The organism is Streptomyces sp. NPDC043896 (assembly GCF_056435605.1).
In genome coordinates this window covers 136,856-153,667 of record NZ_JBWKEE010000017.1, presented here as the reverse complement: position 1 = coordinate 153,667, position 16,812 = coordinate 136,856, and the positions used below count along the sequence as shown (strand labels likewise).

Sequence of the window (16,812 nt, the reverse complement as noted above, 5' to 3'; positions counted from 1 at the left end):
ATCCGCTGGCCCGCTGCGGTGATCCACCTGCCGGCGGCCAGGATCGTTGACCGGCCGACGGAACGGAAGTGGTGGGACATGGGCTTCGGCGTGCGCTGGACCCTGCACGGAGACGGGCGGACCCCCGCTCCCGGCGCGGTGGTGCGGCCGGACGAGCGGCTGTCGTGGCCGCGAACCGCCGGACTCGGCGCCCAGCACGTCGTCGCGATGTTCGGCGCGAGCTTCGTCGCCCCGGTCCTGATGGGCCTCGACCCGAACCTGGCGATCATGATGTCGGGCATCGCCACGGCGGTCTTCCTGCTCGCCACGCGCGGCCGGGTCCCCTCCTACCTGGGCTGCTCGCTCTCCTTCGTGGGCGTCGCCGCCGCGATCCGGGCGGGCGGCGGGGACAGCGCGGTGGTCACGGGCGCGGTCTTCGTCGTCGGCGCGGCGCTGTTCCTGGCGGGTCTGGCCGTCCAGCGGTTCGGGGCGCGGATCATCCACGCGGCGATGCCGCCGGTGGTGACGGGCGCCGTCGTGATGCTGATCGGCTTCAACCTGGCGCCGGTGACGGCCTCGACGTACTGGCCCCAGGACCAGTGGACGGCCCTGCTCACCATGCTGTTCACCGGGCTCGCGGTGGTCTGCCTGCGCGGCTTCTGGTCGCGCATCGCGATCTTCCTGGGCCTGGTCTTCGGGTACGCCGTCTCCTGGATCTCCGACCTGGTCTTCGGCAAGATCCACTCTCCGGTGGGCGGGACCGAGGCCGTGGACCACTGGCGGCTCGACCTCTCCGGCGTCTCCAAGGCCGACTGGATCGGCCTGCCGTCCTTCCACGCGCCGTCCTTCGAGTGGTCGGCGATCCTGATCGCGCTGCCGGTGGTGATCGCGCTGATCGCCGAGAACGCCGGGCACATCAAGGCCGTCGGCGAGATGACCGGCGACCCGCTCGACGACAAGCTCGGCACCGCCATCGCCGCCGACGGGGCGGCGTCCATGCTGTCCACGGCGGTCGGCGGCCCGCCGAACACCACGTACTCCGAGAACATCGGGGTCATGGCCGCCACCCGCGTCTACTCCACGGCGGCCTACTGGGCGGCGGCCGGCTTCGCCCTGCTCTTCGGCCTGTGCCCGAAGTTCGGCGCCGTCGTCGCCGCGATCCCCGGCGGTGTGCTGGGCGGGATCACCGTCATCCTGTACGGCATGATCGGCCTGCTCGGCGCACAGATCTGGCTGCACGGCCGGGTGGACCTGCGCAACCCGCTGAACCTGGTACCGGCCGCGGCGGGCATCATCATCGGCGTCGGCGGGGTCACGCTGCGGTTCACCGACAGCTTCGAACTGGGCGGCATCGCGCTCGGCACGATCGTCGTGATCACCGGCTACCACGCGCTGCGCTACTTCGCCCCCGCGCACCTGAAGGAGCAGGAGCCGCTGCTCGACTCCGGTACCTCCGCCTACGACGCCGAGGGCGACAAGCGGGGTTGACGGGCCTTCGCCCGAACCGGCGAAGCGCACGGCCAAGTTACCCGCGCGGGCCGTCCGGGCTGGGACGCTGCGGGGCATGGAAGCGGTACTCGCGCGGATGCGCGCCCTCGACGAGCGGCTCCCCGCGCAGGACGGTGTGGCCGTCTTCAACCGGGTGTACATGACGGTGACGCAGACCCTGCACCGGCGCATCGGGCAGGGCGAGTTCCCGGCGCCCCGGCGGGCCGAGACGCTCGCCGTCCGGTTCGCGGAGCGGTACCTGGCGGCGGTGGAGGCCGACCGGGCGCCGGCCTGCTGGCGCCCGCTGCTCCAGTACCGCCGCCACCCGGGCGTCCGGCCGCTCCAGCACGCGCTGGCCGGGATCAACGCCCACATCGGGCACGACCTGGCGCTGGCGGTGGTGTCGGCGTGCCGCGCGCTGGACTGCCCCCCGTCGGCCCTGGAAGCCGACTTCCACCAGGTCGGCGACACCCTGGTCTCGCTGGAGGAGCGCATCAGGGAGGACCTGATGCCGGGCCCGGACCTGCTGGAGGTCGCGGACCCGCTCACGCACCTGCTGGGCTCGTGGAGCCTGGAGCGCGCCCGGGCCGGGGCGTGGGCGTCGGCGCGCCTGCTGTGGACGCTGCGGCGCTCGCCCGACCTGGCGGAGGAGTTCGAGGAGTCCCTCGACGCCGGGGTGGGGCTGGTGGGCCGCTGCCTCCTGACCCCCACGAGCGGCCGGTCCGCCGCGCGGTGCGGCCCGGCCCCGTGGTGACCCCGCCACGCGGCACCGCGAAGCCGGGGAAGCGCCGGGCGCCGAGCCGCGCGAGCGGCGCGTCGGAAGGTCAGTCCTCCGGCAGCTCGACCGGGGCGATCTCGTCGAAGACGTCGCCCGGCCCCGGGTTGGCGGCGTCCGTGGACCCGCCGAGGTGGTGCATGACGCCCCAGACCGCGTTCAGGGCCGTCTGCACGGCGCCCTCGGCCCAGCCGGCCGTCCACGAGATGTCGTCACCCGCGAGGAAGATGCCGCGCTTGTCCTCGGGCAGGCGGTCCTGCATGAAGTGGGTGTACAGGCGCCGCTGGTAGCGGTAGTGGCCGGGCAGGTTGGCCTTGAAGGCGCCCATGAAGTAGGGCTCGTTCTCCCAGGACACGGTGACCGGGTTGCCGATGATGTGGCGGCGGATGTCGACCTTGGGGTAGATCTCGCCCAGGGACTTCAGCATGACCTCCATCCGCTCGTTCGCGGACAGCGGCAGCCACTTCAGGCTGTCGTCGCACCAGGTGTACGACAGGCAGATCACGGCCGGCTGGTCCGGGCCGTTGTCCAGGAGGTAGGTACCGCGGGTCATGCGGTCCGTGAGGGTCATCGACATGACGTCGCGGCCCGTCTCCTCGTCCTTGTCCAGCCAGAACGGCCGGTCGACGGGGATGAAGAGCTTCGAGCTCTCCATGTAGTGGGTGCGCTCGATCGCCGTCCAGTGGTCGATCGGGAAGAGCGTGTCGTCGCACTCGATCTTGGACAGGAGCATCCACGACTGGGCCGTGAAGATCGCGGCGCGGTACGTGCGGATGTCGCCGGACGCGTCGGTGACGGTGATCCGGTTGCCGGCCGTGCGGTGCAGGCGGGTGACCGCCGGGCGCGGGGTGCCGCCGTGCAGGGAGGACAGGGAGGTGCCCTGGGCCCAGTACAGGATCTTCTCGGGCTCGCGCTCCCACAGGCGCACCGGCAGCTGCTGCGAGCCGCCGACGATGCCGCGGTGGTGGTCGTCCGCCTCGGTGTAGACGACGCGGAGGATCTCCAGGATGGAGTTCGGGAAGTCGGTGTCCCAGCCGCCCGTGCCGAAGCCGACCTGGCCGAAGATCTCGCGCTTGCGGAAGGACTGGAAGGCCTCCGACTTGCAGAGGAAGCCGTAGAAGGTCTCGTCGTCGAGCTTCTCGACGAGCTTGGCCCAGATCTCGCGGATGCGCGGGACGTCCCGCTCGCGCATCGCGGTGTTCATGTCGGAGAAGTCGGCGCCCTCGTCGAGGCAGGCGTTCCACGCGGCGGCGACGTCGCGGTAGACCTGCGGGAGGTCGGCGATGGTCTCGGCGTAGTGGGTCTCGCCCTTGAGGTCGACGACCGTGGAGGGCGTGGCCTCGGCCAGCGGGTTGGGGAAGGGCTGCGTCTGCAGGCCCACGAGGTCGATGTAGTGCTGGAGGGCGGTGGAGGACGGCGGGAAGCGCATGGCGCCCATCTCCGCGGTCAGGCCCTCGGTGCCGGCGCCCTCGAAGCCGACGGTCCGCAGGCGGCCGCCGATCTGGTCGGCCTCGTACACGACGGGCTTGAGGCCCATCTTCATCAGCTCGTAGGCGGAGATGATGCCGGACAGGCCGCCGCCGATGACGGCCACCTCGGTACCGTGCTCGGTCGCCGGTATCTGGCCCAGGCCCGCCGGGTGGGCGAGGAAGTCGTCGTAGGCGTACGGGAAGTCCGGCCCGAACATGGTGATCGGGGGCTGGCCGTCGCTGTGCGGTACGGCGGTGGTGGGCACCGTGGACGTCATGGGGGCACGTCTCCTTGCGGCAGAGCGGGCAGGGCGGGGGCGGGAGGGCGGAGCGGTGGTGATCAGACGAGGGAGGCGTAGAGCCCCGGGCGGCGGTCGCGCAGGTAGGGGTTGGTCTCGCGCGAGCCCTTCAGGAGCTCGGCGTCGACCTCCCCGAAGACCATTTCCTCGGCGCGGCCGGCGCGGGTGCGGGTGACCCCGTCGGGGCTGGCGAGGCAGCTGAGGCCGACGAACTCGAACTCGCCCTCGGGGCCGGTCCGGTTGACGTACGCGATGTACATCTGGTTCTCGAAGGCCCGTACGGGGACCAGCTGTTCGGCGACGAACTGGAAGGGGTGCATCTGCGCGGTCGGGACCAGGAGGAGGTCGGTCCCGGCGAGCGCGTGCGCCCGTACGTTCTCGGGGAACTCCACGTCGTAGCAGATCATGATGCCGACGCGGAGGCCGTTCAGGTCCGCCTGGACGACGGGGGTGTCGCCGGGGGTGAAGGCGTCCTGCTCGAAGCAGCCGAAGAGGTGGGTCTTGCGGTAGTTCGCCAGCCGGGTGCCGTCGGGGCCGATCAGCTGCGCCGAGTTGTAGACGGCGTCGCCGTCCCGCTCCGGGTAGCCGTAGAGGACGGCGATCCCGTGGCGGCGGGCGATGCCCGCGATGGCGTGGGCGGACTCGCCGTCGGCGGGCTCGGCGAACCCCGGCACCTCCTGGAGGTCCAGCGCGTAGCCGGTGAGGAACATCTCCGAGGTCACGAGGAGCCCGGCCCCGCCCTGTGCGGCGCGCGACGCGGCCTCGTCGAGCCGCTTCAGGTTCTCGGCGGTGTCGCCGAGCCGTCCGGAGCTCTGGAGGAGTGCGGTGCGCAGCGGGGGCATGGGCGTACCTCTGTGACAGGTGGGGTGGGGGTCGTAAAACGGTACGTTCGCGCGTTCGACCCGGACAAGCCGTGACCGTTGCGCTGGCCGCATCGATTCGTTGCGCGTTCCGGCGGGGGGGCGGCGATTCGTTGCGCGACGGGTTTCCGGTGGCTCCGGGGCCCGCCCGGGGCCGGTGAAAGGGCCGGTGCGGGGCCGGGGGCGGGGCCCGGTGCGGATCCTGACGTCCGGGGGAAAAGCGGCTGCTCAGCCGGGGCCCCGGGGCGTAGCCTGCGGCCGACCCCGACGGAAGGATCACGCCCGTATGTCCGCTGAGAATCCCGCCTCCCCGCTCGACAACCCGGTGTGGGCCTCCCTGAACGGGGCGCACCGCGCCTTCGCCGAGTTCTCGGGGCGCGGTGCCGCCCGCTACGCCCCGGACGTGAACCCGTTCGCCGCCCTCGCCGACCCGGACGACCCCGCCTGCTGGGCGGACCTGGCCGCACTGGTCGGCCCCGGGCGGGAGGTGTGGCTGACCGGGCTGCCGACGCCGCCGCCGGACTGGGAGACGGTGACCGTCATGCCGGGTGTGCAGCTGGACGGGCGGCCGGTACGGGCCGAGCACGCGCCGGAGGCGGTCCGGCTCGGCCCCGCCGACGTCGAGGAGATGACGGCCCTGGTGAAGCTGACCGAGCCGGGCCCCTTCCTGCCCCGCACGGTGGAGCTGGGCACCTATCTCGGGATCCGGCACGAGGGCCGGCTCGTGGCGATGGCCGGGGAGCGGATGCGGCCGCCGGGCTGGACCGAGATCAGCGCGGTGTGCACCCATCCGGACTTCCGCGGCCGGGGCCTGGCGGAACGGCTGATCCGGTCGGTGGCCGCCGGGGTCCGGGACCGCGGCGACCTGCCGTTCCTGCACGCGGCGGCGGCGAACACGGGCGCCGTCCGGCTGTACCTGGCGATGGGCTTCACGCTGCGCCGCGAACCGGTGTTCATCGGCGTGCGCACCCCGAAGCGGTGAACGATCTTCCGTAACACGCTTTAACACGGGGTTCATTGAGTCCCGCCGGAGTTGGCCGTAGCGTCGGCGGCACGGGAGCGCGGGCGCCGGGACGACGGCCGTGGCGATGAACACGCGGGCAGATCAGCGGTCGTCCGCACCGCCGCCGCGCTCCCGGTTCCCGGGGGTTTCAGTGCGCGCCGAGCGGTCAGACGCGGGACGAGGCCCACCGAAAGGAACCGTCATGACCGACCTCTCGCGCCTGCCCGGCGCCGCCCTCCACCACTGGCAGTGGCAGTCCCGTGCCGCCTGCCGGGCCCTGGGATCCAGCCGGTTCTTCCACCCCGCCGGCGAGCGGGGCGAGGAACGCGACGACCGGGACCGCGCGGCGAAGGAGGTCTGCGCCCGCTGTCCGGTGCGGGCGGCCTGCCTGGAGCACGCGCTGCGCACCCGCGAGCCCTTCGGTGTCTGGGGCGGGCTGACGGAGGAGGAGCGCCGCGCGCTGCTCGGCCCCGCCGCCCGCCGGTCCCTGGCGGTCTGACTACCTTCCGGCCTCCTGCCACGCGCGGGCGAAGAGCTCGTGCGGCGGCAGCGGCGCCAGCAGGCGCAGCATCGGCGGGTGGAGGGTCGTGCCCGAGGCCGCTGCCAGGTGCGGGGCCAGCTTGGCTTCCTCGACCGGCAGGTGCGGGGCCTTGAGCTCCGTCCACCGGCCCGGGACGAACAGGGTGCGTCCCGCGCGGGCCCGCTTCTCGCAGTGCACGGCGCCGGACGCCGCCAGCTCCGCCTGGGCGGCCTTGTGCCGGGCCGGCGTCCAGCCGTTCCAGCGGCGGACCGCGCGGTCCGTCGGGCGGACGAGGGCCAGCAGCTGGAGGTACAGGGCGGCCGCGTCGGCGCCGACTCCGAGGGCCCCGGCGGCCTCCGCGACCAGTTCGGGGGCGCTCAGCGCCGGGTTCGCCTCGTAGCCGCCCACGGGCACCGGGGTGTCCGCGGCGCGGGCGGCCAGCCGGGCGAGGCCGTCGACGAGGCCCCGGTGGCGGTGCAGGACGGTCAGCAGGTGGCCCTCCCGGACGGTGGCGGCGATCCGCTCGGCCCGGGCCATCCGCTCCGGGTCGGCGAAGGCGGCCGGCCGCAGGAAGGCGTCCCCGCTGGGCACGGCCACCACGAACAGCCCGTCGTCGAGGGCGGTGGAGGTGCCGGTGGCGCCTTCCCACAGCGGCTGCGGGCAGGGCAGTACGGGCCCCTCGTACGGGGTGAACGCCGGGTCGGCCCCGGCGATGCCCACCAGCTCTTTGAAGAAGCCGCCCAGCGGGATCAGCGTCCCGGGGCGGGCCAGCTGCGCCCGCAGCCGCCCGTGCAGGGCCAGGGCGCCGCGGGCCGCCGGGTCCCCGACGGGCCGCTCGGTCAGCGCCCAGGCGATCACGGAGGCGGCGGTGTGGTGCGCGGGTTCCGCGTGGATCCAGTCCCCGACGGCGCCGTCCGGCCCGGCGTGGTGCAGGTGGATGCCGCCCATGCGGTTGCCGGCGAGTACGAGGCCCTCCTCGCCGAAGGGCGCCCCGTCGGGGGTCCGCCCGGCGGGCAGGGCGCGCGCCCAGGGCAGGGGCAGGCCCAGCTCGGCCTGCAGGGCGGCGGCCAGCTCCTCGTCCACGTGCTCCTGCGCGCCCAGCAGGCCGGTCCACACGGCGGCCATCCGCTCGGCGGCCCGGACGGTCCCGCCCGGCTCCCACAGCTCGGCCACGTCCTGCGGCAGGCCGGCGGCGAGGACCGCGCAGCGGCCGGCGTCGCCGAGCCGGCGGGAGAGCGTCCCGTACTCGTCGGCGAGGGACTTGTCGGCCTTGAACGGCGCGGCGGCCAGCAGCTTGAGCTGCTCGCGGTGGTCCTCGCGGGCCGGGAACCCGGCGAGGACCAGACCCGCCACGGGGCCCCGGACCCCGGTCAGCCGGGTGAAGGCCTCGCGGGCGGCGGGTTCGGCGGGCAGCGGCCCCCGCTCGGCGAGCAGCTCCAGCAGCCGGGGCAGGCGTACGGAGTCCTCCTCCCCGACGGTGGTGGTCACGCAGTCCTCGGCGCCCTCGGGGGCGGGGTCTGCGGCCCGCTGGAGGAACGGGGCCCGCCCGTCCTCGGCGGCCCCGGTGACCAGGGCGTGCCCGGCGGCGCGGAGGGCGGCCAGCGCCTCCTCCCCGGCCCGGCCGGTGCGCCAGGCACCGCCCGCTTCGGCGAAGGGCGTGCCGCTCCAGGTGTCGAGCAGCGCGGCCAGCGCCGTCCGCTCCTCGTCGGGGGTGGTCGCGGCGGCGGCCCGCCAGGCGACGGCGCCGATCCGGCCGAGCAGCGGCTCCCAGGGCTCGGGGGCGGCGGGCCGGGCCAGGACGCGGGCCTCGTCGTCGATCTCGCCGCGCAGGTGGCGCCCGTCGGCGGCGACGGCGGTGAGCATCGCCGGCTGCCGGGCGGGCCCGGGCTGGTGGTGGTAGCGGGGGCGGTGGGGCAGGAGCGGGTAGAGGGCGGGGGCGAGCACGGTGTCGGGCACCTCGGTGCGCAGGGTGACGACCGGCGCGGCCCGCATCAGGGCGACCCGGCGGCTCAGCTCGCGCAGCCGGCGCAGGACGTCGGCGGCGAGCCGGGCGGCGCGGTCGGCCCCGGCGGCGACGTGCGGTTCGAGGCCGCCGGGCAGGGCGGGGGCGGGGTCGCCGGCGAGGGCGGCGTCGAGCAGGGCGCGTACGGCGGTGTCGTCGAGGGTGCGCAGGGCCTTGGAGGAGGCTTCGCAGCGCGGGGTGAGGAAGTGCCAGAAGGCGGGCGGCGGGACCGGGCCGGCGCCTTCGCCGAAGCCGGGGGTGCGGCGCCGGTCGGAGCCGGGGAAGCCGTGCACCTGCCACAGGAGTGAGTTGTCCTCGGCGGAGTGGCAGCGGATGGCCTCCTGGCCGGCGAGCACGGCGTCCTCGCCGCCCTGGGGCATGCGGATCACCGCCCAGGGGCGGCGGCCCCAGCGGCGGCTCCGGTAGGAGGCGCGGCGGCCGTCGACGCCCTCCAGCAGGAACTCGCGGGGCGAGGGGCCCTCGTAGGGGGTGCGGTTGAGGACCCGGAAGCCGGTGAGGCGGCCGTCCTGGCCGAGCGGGGAGGCGGGGGCGCCTTCGGGGAGGGCGGCGAGGGTCTGGCAGGAGGAGGAGAAGCGCTGCATGCCGGGCGGGAGTTCGGCGGAGGTGTGGAACTCCGGGGGCGCCGTGTCGGCGAGCACCTCGCCGGTGTCCGGGTCGACGCGGGTCAGGGCCTGCCCGTACCGCCTGCCGACGCCGCCGGAGCTCCAGTGGCGCCGGCCGTCGCTCATCTGGAAGTCGTACGATCCGATGCCCTCCCGGCCGCCGGGGCGCAGGACGAGGCCGCCCTCGTGGCGGCCGCCGCCGTCCGGGGTCTCGAAGTGGTAGCCGAGGCCGCCCTGGATCATGCCGCCGTAGCGGCGCAGGCCGAGCCGCTCCTCGGGCTCGAAGACGTCCTCGGGACGGTCGGCCCAGAAGGCCCGTGTGCCGAAGGAGGCCTCGGGGGTGGTGCCGAAGCCGACCAGGAAGGCGCCGCCGACGTAGTGCACGGTGTGCGCGGTCGCTTCCTCGGGGAGCCGGAAGGAACAGGAGGCGCGGGGGCCGGCGTGGTCGACGGCGACGGCCCGGTTGGGGCCGTACACGGTCAGCAGGGGCCAGGTGCAGGTGACCCCGGTGACGGCTTCGGGGCCGCCGAGGCCGGCGACGGCCTCTTCGAGGGCGGGCCAGCCGTACTCCTCGGGCAGTCCGGCGCGCAGGGCGCGGGCGAGCGGGCCGGTGAGGTCCAGGGCGGCGAGGGCCTCGTCGATGCCGTCGAGGGCGCGGGCGGTGGGCCGGTCGAGGACGCCGGCGAGCTCGTCGGCGGCCTCGTCGGCGGCGGCGAGGCCGCCGCCGCGCAGGGCTGCGAGCAGGGTCTCGACGCGGCCGTGGACCTCGGCGGCGATCCCGGCGTTCTGCGGGAGCCGGGTGATGGCCGAGCCGGCGCCGCGCAGCCCCGCGTGGACGGTGCCCTCCAGGCGGGATCCGAAGACCGGGTCGGCGGCGAGGGCCTGGAGGTCGCGGCGGGAGCGGGTGTCCCAGAACTCCAGCCGTACGGCGGTGCCGGGGTCCTCGACGGCGATGCCCTCGGCGAGGCAGGCGTCGAGGAGGTCGGCGTCGATCCCCCGGTAGCCGTAGCGGTCCTCGTGCAGCCGCACCGGGGTGTCCGAGGCGCGCAGCCGGGGGGCGAAGAGGGTGAGGAGGCCGAAGAGCTCGGCGGGCATGGGCTGGCGCATGACGCCGCCGCCGCTGCGGCCGTGGCCGTAGCGGCCGGCGTACCGGGAGAGCCATGCGGTGAGGCCGCCCTCGGGGACGGTCCGCCCGGCGGCCGCGGCGTCGGCGGCTCCGCAGGCGAGGAGGAGGCGCAGCCAGGAGGAGGCGTCGCCGCGGCTCTCGGGGAAGAGGTCGAGGAGCGGGGCCGCGAGGTCCTCGGCGGGCGGGTGGGCGCCCAGCAGGGGGGTGGCGGCGTCCAGGAGCCGGTCGGGGATCTCCTTGCCCTTCGCGGCGGCGAGTACGAGGCCCAGGACGCGGGCTTCCTCGGCGGTGTCCAGGCCCGCGGCGCGCGCGGAGAGCCGGACGCGGCGGGCCAGGTCGGCGGGGAGTCCGCCGGGCGAGGCGGCCCAGGCGCGCAGGACGCGTACGTACTCCTCGTGCGCGGCGGCGGGCTCCAGGGTGGCGGCCAGCCAGGCCTGGTGGCCGCTGAGCTCGGTGGCGGGCAGGGCCCCGGCGCGGGCGAAGAGCAGGACGTTGGCCCGGTGCCAGTCGGGGTCGACGGGGAGGCGGTGGGTGCGTTCGGCCTTGCGGGCGAGTGCGTGGGCACGGGCGGCGGAGCGCAGGTGCCAGGCGATGAGCTTGTGGCCGATGGTGTCCCAGAACCAGGGCAGGTGGGCCGGATCCAGGTCCCGGACGAGCCGTTCGAGGCCGTCCACGTAGCGGCCGGGCTTCTCGTAGGCCCGGTGGATCGTGCCGAGGGCCTCGTCGAGCAGCGCGTCGGCCGCCGGCGCGGAACCGGGGTCGTGTGCGCGGGCCCAGTCGGTGTAGACGGTCGAGAGGTGCGGGTCGGCCGGCGGCTGGATCTGGATCTTCATGGCCCGATCCTGGCACGGGGGTCCGACAGGGCTCCTGACGAGCCTCTCCGGCGGTCCCTTCCGACGGGGACTCCGCCGGGAAGGGCGGCTTGGGACTCCGCCGGGAAGGGCGGCGTGGGACTCCGCCGGGCCTTCCGCGCGGGGGCTCCGCCGGGAGGACGGACGGGACTCCGCCGGGCCTTCGGGACGGGGGCCGCCGCGGCGGCCGCCGGATCAGGCGGGTGCGCCCGAGGTGAAGCGGCGCAGCAGCGGGGAGAGGACGAGCACGGACTTCGTGCGCTCCACGAAGGGCTCGCCCGCGATGCGCTCCAGGACGCGCTCGAAGTGCCTCATGTCGGAGGCGAAGACCTGGACGAGGGCGTCCGCGTCGCCGGTGACGGTCGACGCGGACACCACCTCGGGGTACCGCTCCAGCCCTCGCCGGATGTCGTCCGGCGAGGTGTTGTGGCGGCAGTAGATCTCGATGAAGCCCTCGGTCTCCCAGCCCATGGCGGCCGGGTCCACGCGGACGGTGAAGCCGGTGATGGCTCCTTCGGCCCGCAGCCGGTCCACGCGCCGCTTGACGGCGGGGGCCGAGAGCCCGACCTCGGAGCCGATGTCCGCGTAGGAGCGGCGGGCATCCTCGGCGAGGGCGTGCACGATGCGTTCGTCGAGATCGTTCAGTCGCACTGCGGGTGGATCACTTCTCTGCTGTGGCCACTTCTTCCGTGGCCAGTCGGGAGCGGCGGACGCCGTACAGGAAGTAGAACACGACGCCCACGATCATCCAGCCACCGAAGACCATCCAGGTGGCGGCATCGAGCTCGGTCATCATGTAGCCGCAGGCGATGGCGCCCAGGATCGGGGTGACGGGGAAGAGGGCCACCTTGAAGGTGCGCGGCATGTCCGGGCGGGTCCGGCGCAGGATGACGACGGCGACGTTGACCAGGCCGAAGGCGAAGAGGGTGCCGATGCTGGTGGCGTCGGCGAGCTTGCCCAGCGGGATGAAGGCGGCGAGGACGCCGCAGAAGAGGGAGACGATCACCACGTTGGCGCGGGGGGCGCCGGTCTTCGCGTCGACCTTGGCGAAGACCTTGGGGACGAGGCCGTCGCGGGACATCGCGAAGAGGATGCGGGTCTGGCCGTAGAGGACGGCGAAGACGACGGAGAAGATCGCGATGACGGCGCCGGCGGCGAGGACGACGCCCCAGACGCTGGTGCCGGTGACGTCGGTCATGATCTGGGCGAGCGCGGCCTCGGTGCCCTCGAAGTCCTGCCACGGCATGGCGCCGACGGCGACGAAGGCGACGAGGACGTAGAGGACGGTGACGATGCCCAGCGACAGCATGATCGCGCGCGGCAGGTCCTTCTTCGGGTTCTTGGCTTCCTCACCGGCGGTGGAGGCGGCGTCGAAGCCGATGTAGGAGAAGAAGAGGGTGGAGGCGGCGGCGCTGATGCCGGTGACGCCGAGCGGGGCCAGCGGGGTGTAGTTGCCGGCCTTGATGCCCATGACGCCGATGCCGATGAAGAGCAGCAGGGTGACGATCTTCACCGCGACCATGATCGAGTTGACCGTGGCGCTCTCCTTGGCGCCGCGCATCAGGAAGACCATCGAGAGCATGACGACGACCAGGGCCGGCAGGTTGATGAGGCCGCCCTCGCCCAGCGGCGAGGAGACCACCTCGGGGACGGTGATGCCTATGGTCCCGTCGAGGAGCTCGTTGAGGTATTCACCCCAGCCGACGGCGACGGCCGCGACGGAGACGGCGTACTCCAGGACCAGGCACCAGCCGCAGATCCAGGCGATGAGCTCGCCCATGGTGGCGTACGCGTACGAGTACGAGGAGCCGGAGACCGGGACGGAGCCGGCCAGCTCGGCGTAGGAGAGGGCCGAGAGCAGGGCCGTCAGGCCCGCGAGGACGAAGGAGATCGTCACGGCGGGGCCGGCCTTGGGGGCGGCGGTGCCGAGGACGACGAAGATGCCGGTGCCCAGGGTGGCACCGATGCTGATCATGGTCAGCTGCCACATGGTGAGCGAGCGGCGCAGCATGCCGCCCTCGCCCTGCCCGCTCTCGGAGACGAGCCGCTCGACCGGCTTGCGCCGCATCAGCGGGTTCACGGGCTTGCGCGTCTCCTTGGAGAGCGTGGGTGCCTGGCCCTGATCGAGCACGAGGGGACTCCTTTGACACTGCGGATGGGGACGGTTCGGGCGTCGACCGCAGCGGTCCGGAGCAGTTGGCAGACAGGGGTGAGCCCGTCTGGGCATGAGGGGACCGCCGAGCAGGCGGTCCGCGCCACTCCACGTACAGGGGGTGAGCCTACGAGCTGAGTGATACCGCCCGTAATGCACCATCCTTGCACATTGACGGACGATCGTTGCGCGGATCCGTCCGGCATGGTCGTTTGTTGCGCACGGATGATCGATCGCTGCATGCGGCCCCCTCGGGTGCTTTCCTTGACACTTCGTCAGATCTGTCGCAGCGTGCCGCCATGGATCCGGAGCCCCGCGAGATCGTCCGGGCGGGCCCCGCGCCGGGCCGGGCCGGGGTCCCGGGGCCGTTCCCGGAAGGGGAGCGTCGAGCGCGTTGCCCTCCGCCGCGGTCGAAGCGGGTCCGCGCGGGGTACGGGTGAACGCGGCGGCCCCGGGGTGGTCCCCGTACGTGACGTGACGTGACGTGACGGGACGTGACGGGACGTGACGGGACGGACGGCGGGGCCGGCGCGCGGTTCCCGTACCCGACGATCGGAGACGCGGAGTGACGGCACCACTGGGCCCCGACGGGCCGTGGCAGGACCCCGGCCCCTTCCTGCGCGGGGTCGCCTGGCTGGACGGGGGGCGCCCGGTGCGCGCCGACCCGGCCGACACCATGCGGCTGCCCTGGGACACCGGCGAGCGGGCCACCCTCCCCATAGGCGTGCGCCTGGAGTTCACCACCCGCACCGCGCACGCCGTGGAGATCCGCTACCGGGCCACCGTGCCCGGCCCCACCGACGCCCTGCGCGACCTCGCGCACGGCTTCGCCCTGTGGAACCGGCACGGGCTGCTCACCGAGGTCTTCACCGAGCCCGCCGCGGAGTCCGTCGTGCGCCTCGAACTGCCGCGGCGGAGCGGCCCCTTCACCCTGCACCCGCCCGAGGGGCAGTCCCCGCGGATCCTGGGGCTGCGCGGGATCGGCGGCGAGCTCGCCCCCGCCCCGGAAACCCCGCGCTGGGTGGTGCACGGGGACTCCATCACCGAGGGCTGGTGGTCCACCCGGCCCGCCCACGGCTGGCCCTCCGTCGCCGGGCGGGCCCTGGGCTGGGACGCCGTCAACCTCGGCTACGCGGGTGCCGCGCGCGGGGAGCTCGCCACCGCCGAGCAGCTCGCCGCACTCCCGGCCGACGTCCTCACCCTCGCCTTCGGCACCAACTGCTGGTCCCGGGTGCCCTTCACCGCCCCGCTGCTGTACGAGACCACGCGCGTCTTCCTCGACCTGGTCCGCCAGGGCCATCCGCGCACCCCCGTACTGCTGCTGTCCCCCGTGCTGCGGCCCGACGCCGAACGGACCCCCAACCGCCTCGGCGCCACCCTCGGCGCGCTGCGGGACGCGATGGAACGGGCCGTCCGGGACCGGATCGCCGCCGGGGACGGCCGGCTCGCCCTGCTGCCGGGCCGGGACGTGCTCGGGCCCGAGCACCTCGCGGACGGGCTGCACCCCAACGACGCCGGACACCAGCTCCTCGGCCTCGCTGTGGTCACGGCCCTGCGGCGGGCCGGGTTCGACGGCGGGTGAGTGAAACACGCCATACCGCTCCCGCTGAACAGGTCGCCCCCGGGGCGCCGTGTCCCCCACAAGCAGCCGGGGTTCCGAGGACGCGCGAGACGCACCGGACAGGTCACGTCCCCGGCGGACACACACGTGGGAGAGAACACCATGGGCATCAAGCGCGGAACCCCGCTGGCCGTCGTCGCCGCCGTCGTCGCCCTGGCGGCGACCGCCTGCGGCACGAACGCCGGGCCCGGCGCGTCCGGGCCGGCCGGAGCCGCCTCCGTCCAGGCTCCCGCCGCCGACCCCTACGCAGGGGGGCAGCAGGCGCAGCAGGCCGGCGACGCCAAGCCCGCCGGACAGCTGGCGATCGCCGCCACCGACCGGCTCGGGCCGGTGCTCACCGACAGCGCGGGCTTCACCCTGTACCGCTTCGACAAGGACACCGCCGAGCCGCCCGCCTCGAACTGCGACGGCGACTGCGCCAAGGCCTGGCCGGTGGTCGCGGCGGGCGACGTCACGGCCGCCGCCGGGATGGACCCGGCCCTGCTGGGCGAGGTCACCCGCAAGGACGGCGGCAAGCAGCTGACCGTGGCCGGCTGGCCCGTGTACCGCTTCGCGAAGGACACCAAGGCGGGCGATCTGAACGGGCAGGGCGTCGGCGGGACCTGGTTCGCCTTCGCCCCCGACGGCAAGAAGGCCGCGAAGGCGGCCGCCCCCGCTCCCGCCGGGGCCGGCCAGGCAGCGGGCGCCCTGACGGTGGCCAAGGACCCGAAGCTGGGCGACCACATCGTCGACGGCAACGGCATGACGGTCTACCGCTTCAAGCCCGACACCGCCTGGCCCATGGTCTCGAAGTGCACCGGCGACTGCCTGGCCAAGTGGCCGGTCGTACCGCCGGTCGACCGGGCGAACACCCAGGGGATCACCGAGAAGAACTACCTGGTGCTGGACCGGCCGGACGGCAAGAAGCAGCAGACGGTGGACTGCTGGCCCGTGTACACCTTCACCGGCGACAAGAAGCCCGGCGACACCAACGGACAGGGCGTCGGCGGGACCTGGTACGCCGTCGCCCCCGACGGCAAGCTCATCACCGCCCAGTAGCCCCCACTCCCCCTCGGCCGCGCGGCCCCCGCCTCCCTCCCCCCGGGCGGGGGCCGCGCACCCGTTTGCCCCGCCCGCGCCCTTCCCTAGACTCGGCCGCATGCTGCGCGTACTGGCCGTCGACGACGAGAAGCCGCTCCTGGAGGAACTGCTCTACCTGCTGCGCTCCGACCCCCGGGTGCGCAGCGCCGAGGGCGCCTCGGACGCCACCGAGGCGCTGCGCCGGATCACCCGGGCGGTGGAGAGCGGGCCGGACGGGCCCGACGCCATCGACGTGGTGTTCCTGGACATCCAGATGGCCGGGCTGACCGGGCTGGACATCGCCCGGCTGCTGGCCGGGTTCGCGCGGCCCCCGCTGATCGTGTTCGTCACCGCCCACGAGGGCTTCGCCGTACAGGCCTTCGACCTCAAAGCGGTGGACTACGTGCTCAAGCCCGTGCGGCCGGAGCGGCTGGCCGAGGCCGTCCGGCGGGTCCGCGAGCTGCTCGGCGGACCCGCGCGGGAGCCGCAGCCCGGCCCGGCGGCGGCCCGGCGGCCCGCCGCCGGGCCGGCCGTCGCGGAGCGGGCGCCGGAGCAGATCGCCGTCGAACTGGGCGGGGTCACGCGGTTCGTGGCGATCGCGGACATCGCGTACGTGGAGGCCCAGGGGGACTACGCCCGGCTGCACACCGACGAGGGCAGCCACCTGGTACGGATCCCCCTGTCCACGCTGGAGGAGCGCTGGGCGGCCCGGGGCTTCGTCCGGATCCACCGGCGGCACCTGGTGGCACTGGGCCGGATCGACGAGCTCCGCCTGGACGCGGGCACCACGAGCGTCCGCGTGGGCCCGGCGGAGCTCCAGGTCAGCCGCCGCCACGCCCGCCAGCTCCGGGACCTTCTGATGCGCCAGGCCACGGGGTAGGCCCCGGCCGGCCGGGCTCGGGATGCGGAACGCGCCGGGATGCGGTAGGGCCCGGATGCGGCCATGCTGGAAGGGGGCGCCCGACGAGCCGTCCAGGCCGGGGCG

General features: G+C 74.5%; 12 protein-coding genes. 7 read left to right on the top strand and 5 right to left on the bottom strand.

The features are described 5' to 3' along the window. The first annotated feature begins 78 nt into the window (after positions 1 to 78). Together AC069X_RS24400 and AC069X_RS24395 are read left to right on the top strand one after the other, a co-directional pair. The gene (locus tag AC069X_RS24400) at positions 79 to 1,467 is read left to right on the top strand and encodes a uracil-xanthine permease family protein (RefSeq protein WP_478731373.1); all 1,389 of its coding nucleotides are present in this window, start codon (positions 79 to 81) and stop codon (positions 1,465 to 1,467) included. 76 nt (positions 1,468 to 1,543) lie between these two features. Continuing rightward, positions 1,544 to 2,221, top strand: coding sequence for a DUF5995 family protein (locus AC069X_RS24395; RefSeq protein ID WP_478731371.1), 678 nt, complete (start codon positions 1,544 to 1,546; stop codon positions 2,219 to 2,221). A 70-nt stretch (positions 2,222 to 2,291) separates the two neighbouring features. Here the strand turns inward: AC069X_RS24395 and AC069X_RS24390 are convergent, their stop codons facing one another. Both AC069X_RS24390 and AC069X_RS24385 read right to left on the bottom strand, forming a co-directional pair. Beyond that, positions 2,292 to 3,989 (bottom strand): flavin monoamine oxidase family protein, encoded by a 1,698-nt coding sequence (locus AC069X_RS24390; protein WP_478731369.1) that lies wholly within the window; start codon positions 3,987 to 3,989, stop codon positions 2,292 to 2,294. A 62-nt stretch (positions 3,990 to 4,051) separates the two neighbouring features. Further along, the gene (locus tag AC069X_RS24385; RefSeq protein WP_478731367.1) at positions 4,052 to 4,852 is read right to left on the bottom strand and encodes a carbon-nitrogen hydrolase family protein; all 801 of its coding nucleotides are present in this window, start codon (positions 4,850 to 4,852) and stop codon (positions 4,052 to 4,054) included. 304 nt (positions 4,853 to 5,156) lie between these two features. Between AC069X_RS24385 and AC069X_RS24380 the strand changes: the two genes are divergently transcribed. Both AC069X_RS24380 and AC069X_RS24375 read left to right on the top strand, forming a co-directional pair. Continuing rightward, positions 5,157 to 5,852, top strand: coding sequence for a GNAT family N-acetyltransferase (locus AC069X_RS24380; RefSeq protein WP_478731365.1), 696 nt, complete (start codon positions 5,157 to 5,159; stop codon positions 5,850 to 5,852). Between the two features lie 223 nt (positions 5,853 to 6,075). Beyond that, positions 6,076 to 6,372, top strand: a complete 297-nt coding sequence (locus AC069X_RS24375; RefSeq protein ID WP_478731363.1) for a WhiB family transcriptional regulator — start codon at positions 6,076 to 6,078, stop codon at positions 6,370 to 6,372. Here the strand turns inward: AC069X_RS24375 and AC069X_RS24370 are convergent, their stop codons facing one another. From AC069X_RS24370 to AC069X_RS24360, 3 genes are all read right to left on the bottom strand, one after another. Beyond that, positions 6,373 to 10,977 (bottom strand): hypothetical protein, encoded by a 4,605-nt coding sequence (locus AC069X_RS24370; RefSeq protein WP_478731361.1) that lies wholly within the window; start codon positions 10,975 to 10,977, stop codon positions 6,373 to 6,375. It abuts the gene before it with no gap. A gap of 213 nt (positions 10,978 to 11,190) precedes the next feature. Continuing rightward, a complete protein-coding gene (locus AC069X_RS24365; protein ID WP_007262967.1) occupies positions 11,191 to 11,646 on the bottom strand; it encodes an Lrp/AsnC family transcriptional regulator in 456 nt (151 codons plus the stop codon). 10 nt (positions 11,647 to 11,656) lie between these two features. Continuing rightward, complete coding sequence (locus AC069X_RS24360) at positions 11,657 to 13,126, bottom strand: amino acid permease (protein WP_478731359.1); 1,470 nt, start codon at positions 13,124 to 13,126, stop codon at positions 11,657 to 11,659. 586 nt (positions 13,127 to 13,712) lie between these two features. Between AC069X_RS24360 and AC069X_RS24355 the strand changes: the two genes are divergently transcribed. From AC069X_RS24355 to AC069X_RS24345, 3 genes are all read left to right on the top strand, one after another. Next, positions 13,713 to 14,729: a GDSL-type esterase/lipase family protein gene (locus AC069X_RS24355; protein WP_478731357.1), complete on the top strand. Its 1,017-nt coding sequence runs from the start codon at positions 13,713 to 13,715 to the stop codon at positions 14,727 to 14,729. A gap of 141 nt (positions 14,730 to 14,870) precedes the next feature. Then, positions 14,871 to 15,806 (top strand): SCO0930 family lipoprotein, encoded by a 936-nt coding sequence (locus AC069X_RS24350; protein ID WP_478731437.1) that lies wholly within the window; start codon positions 14,871 to 14,873, stop codon positions 15,804 to 15,806. Positions 15,807 to 15,906: 100 nt separating this feature from the next. Further along, a complete protein-coding gene (locus AC069X_RS24345; RefSeq protein ID WP_478731355.1) occupies positions 15,907 to 16,707 on the top strand; it encodes a LytR/AlgR family response regulator transcription factor in 801 nt (266 codons plus the stop codon). Positions 16,708 to 16,812: the final 105 nt, after the last annotated feature.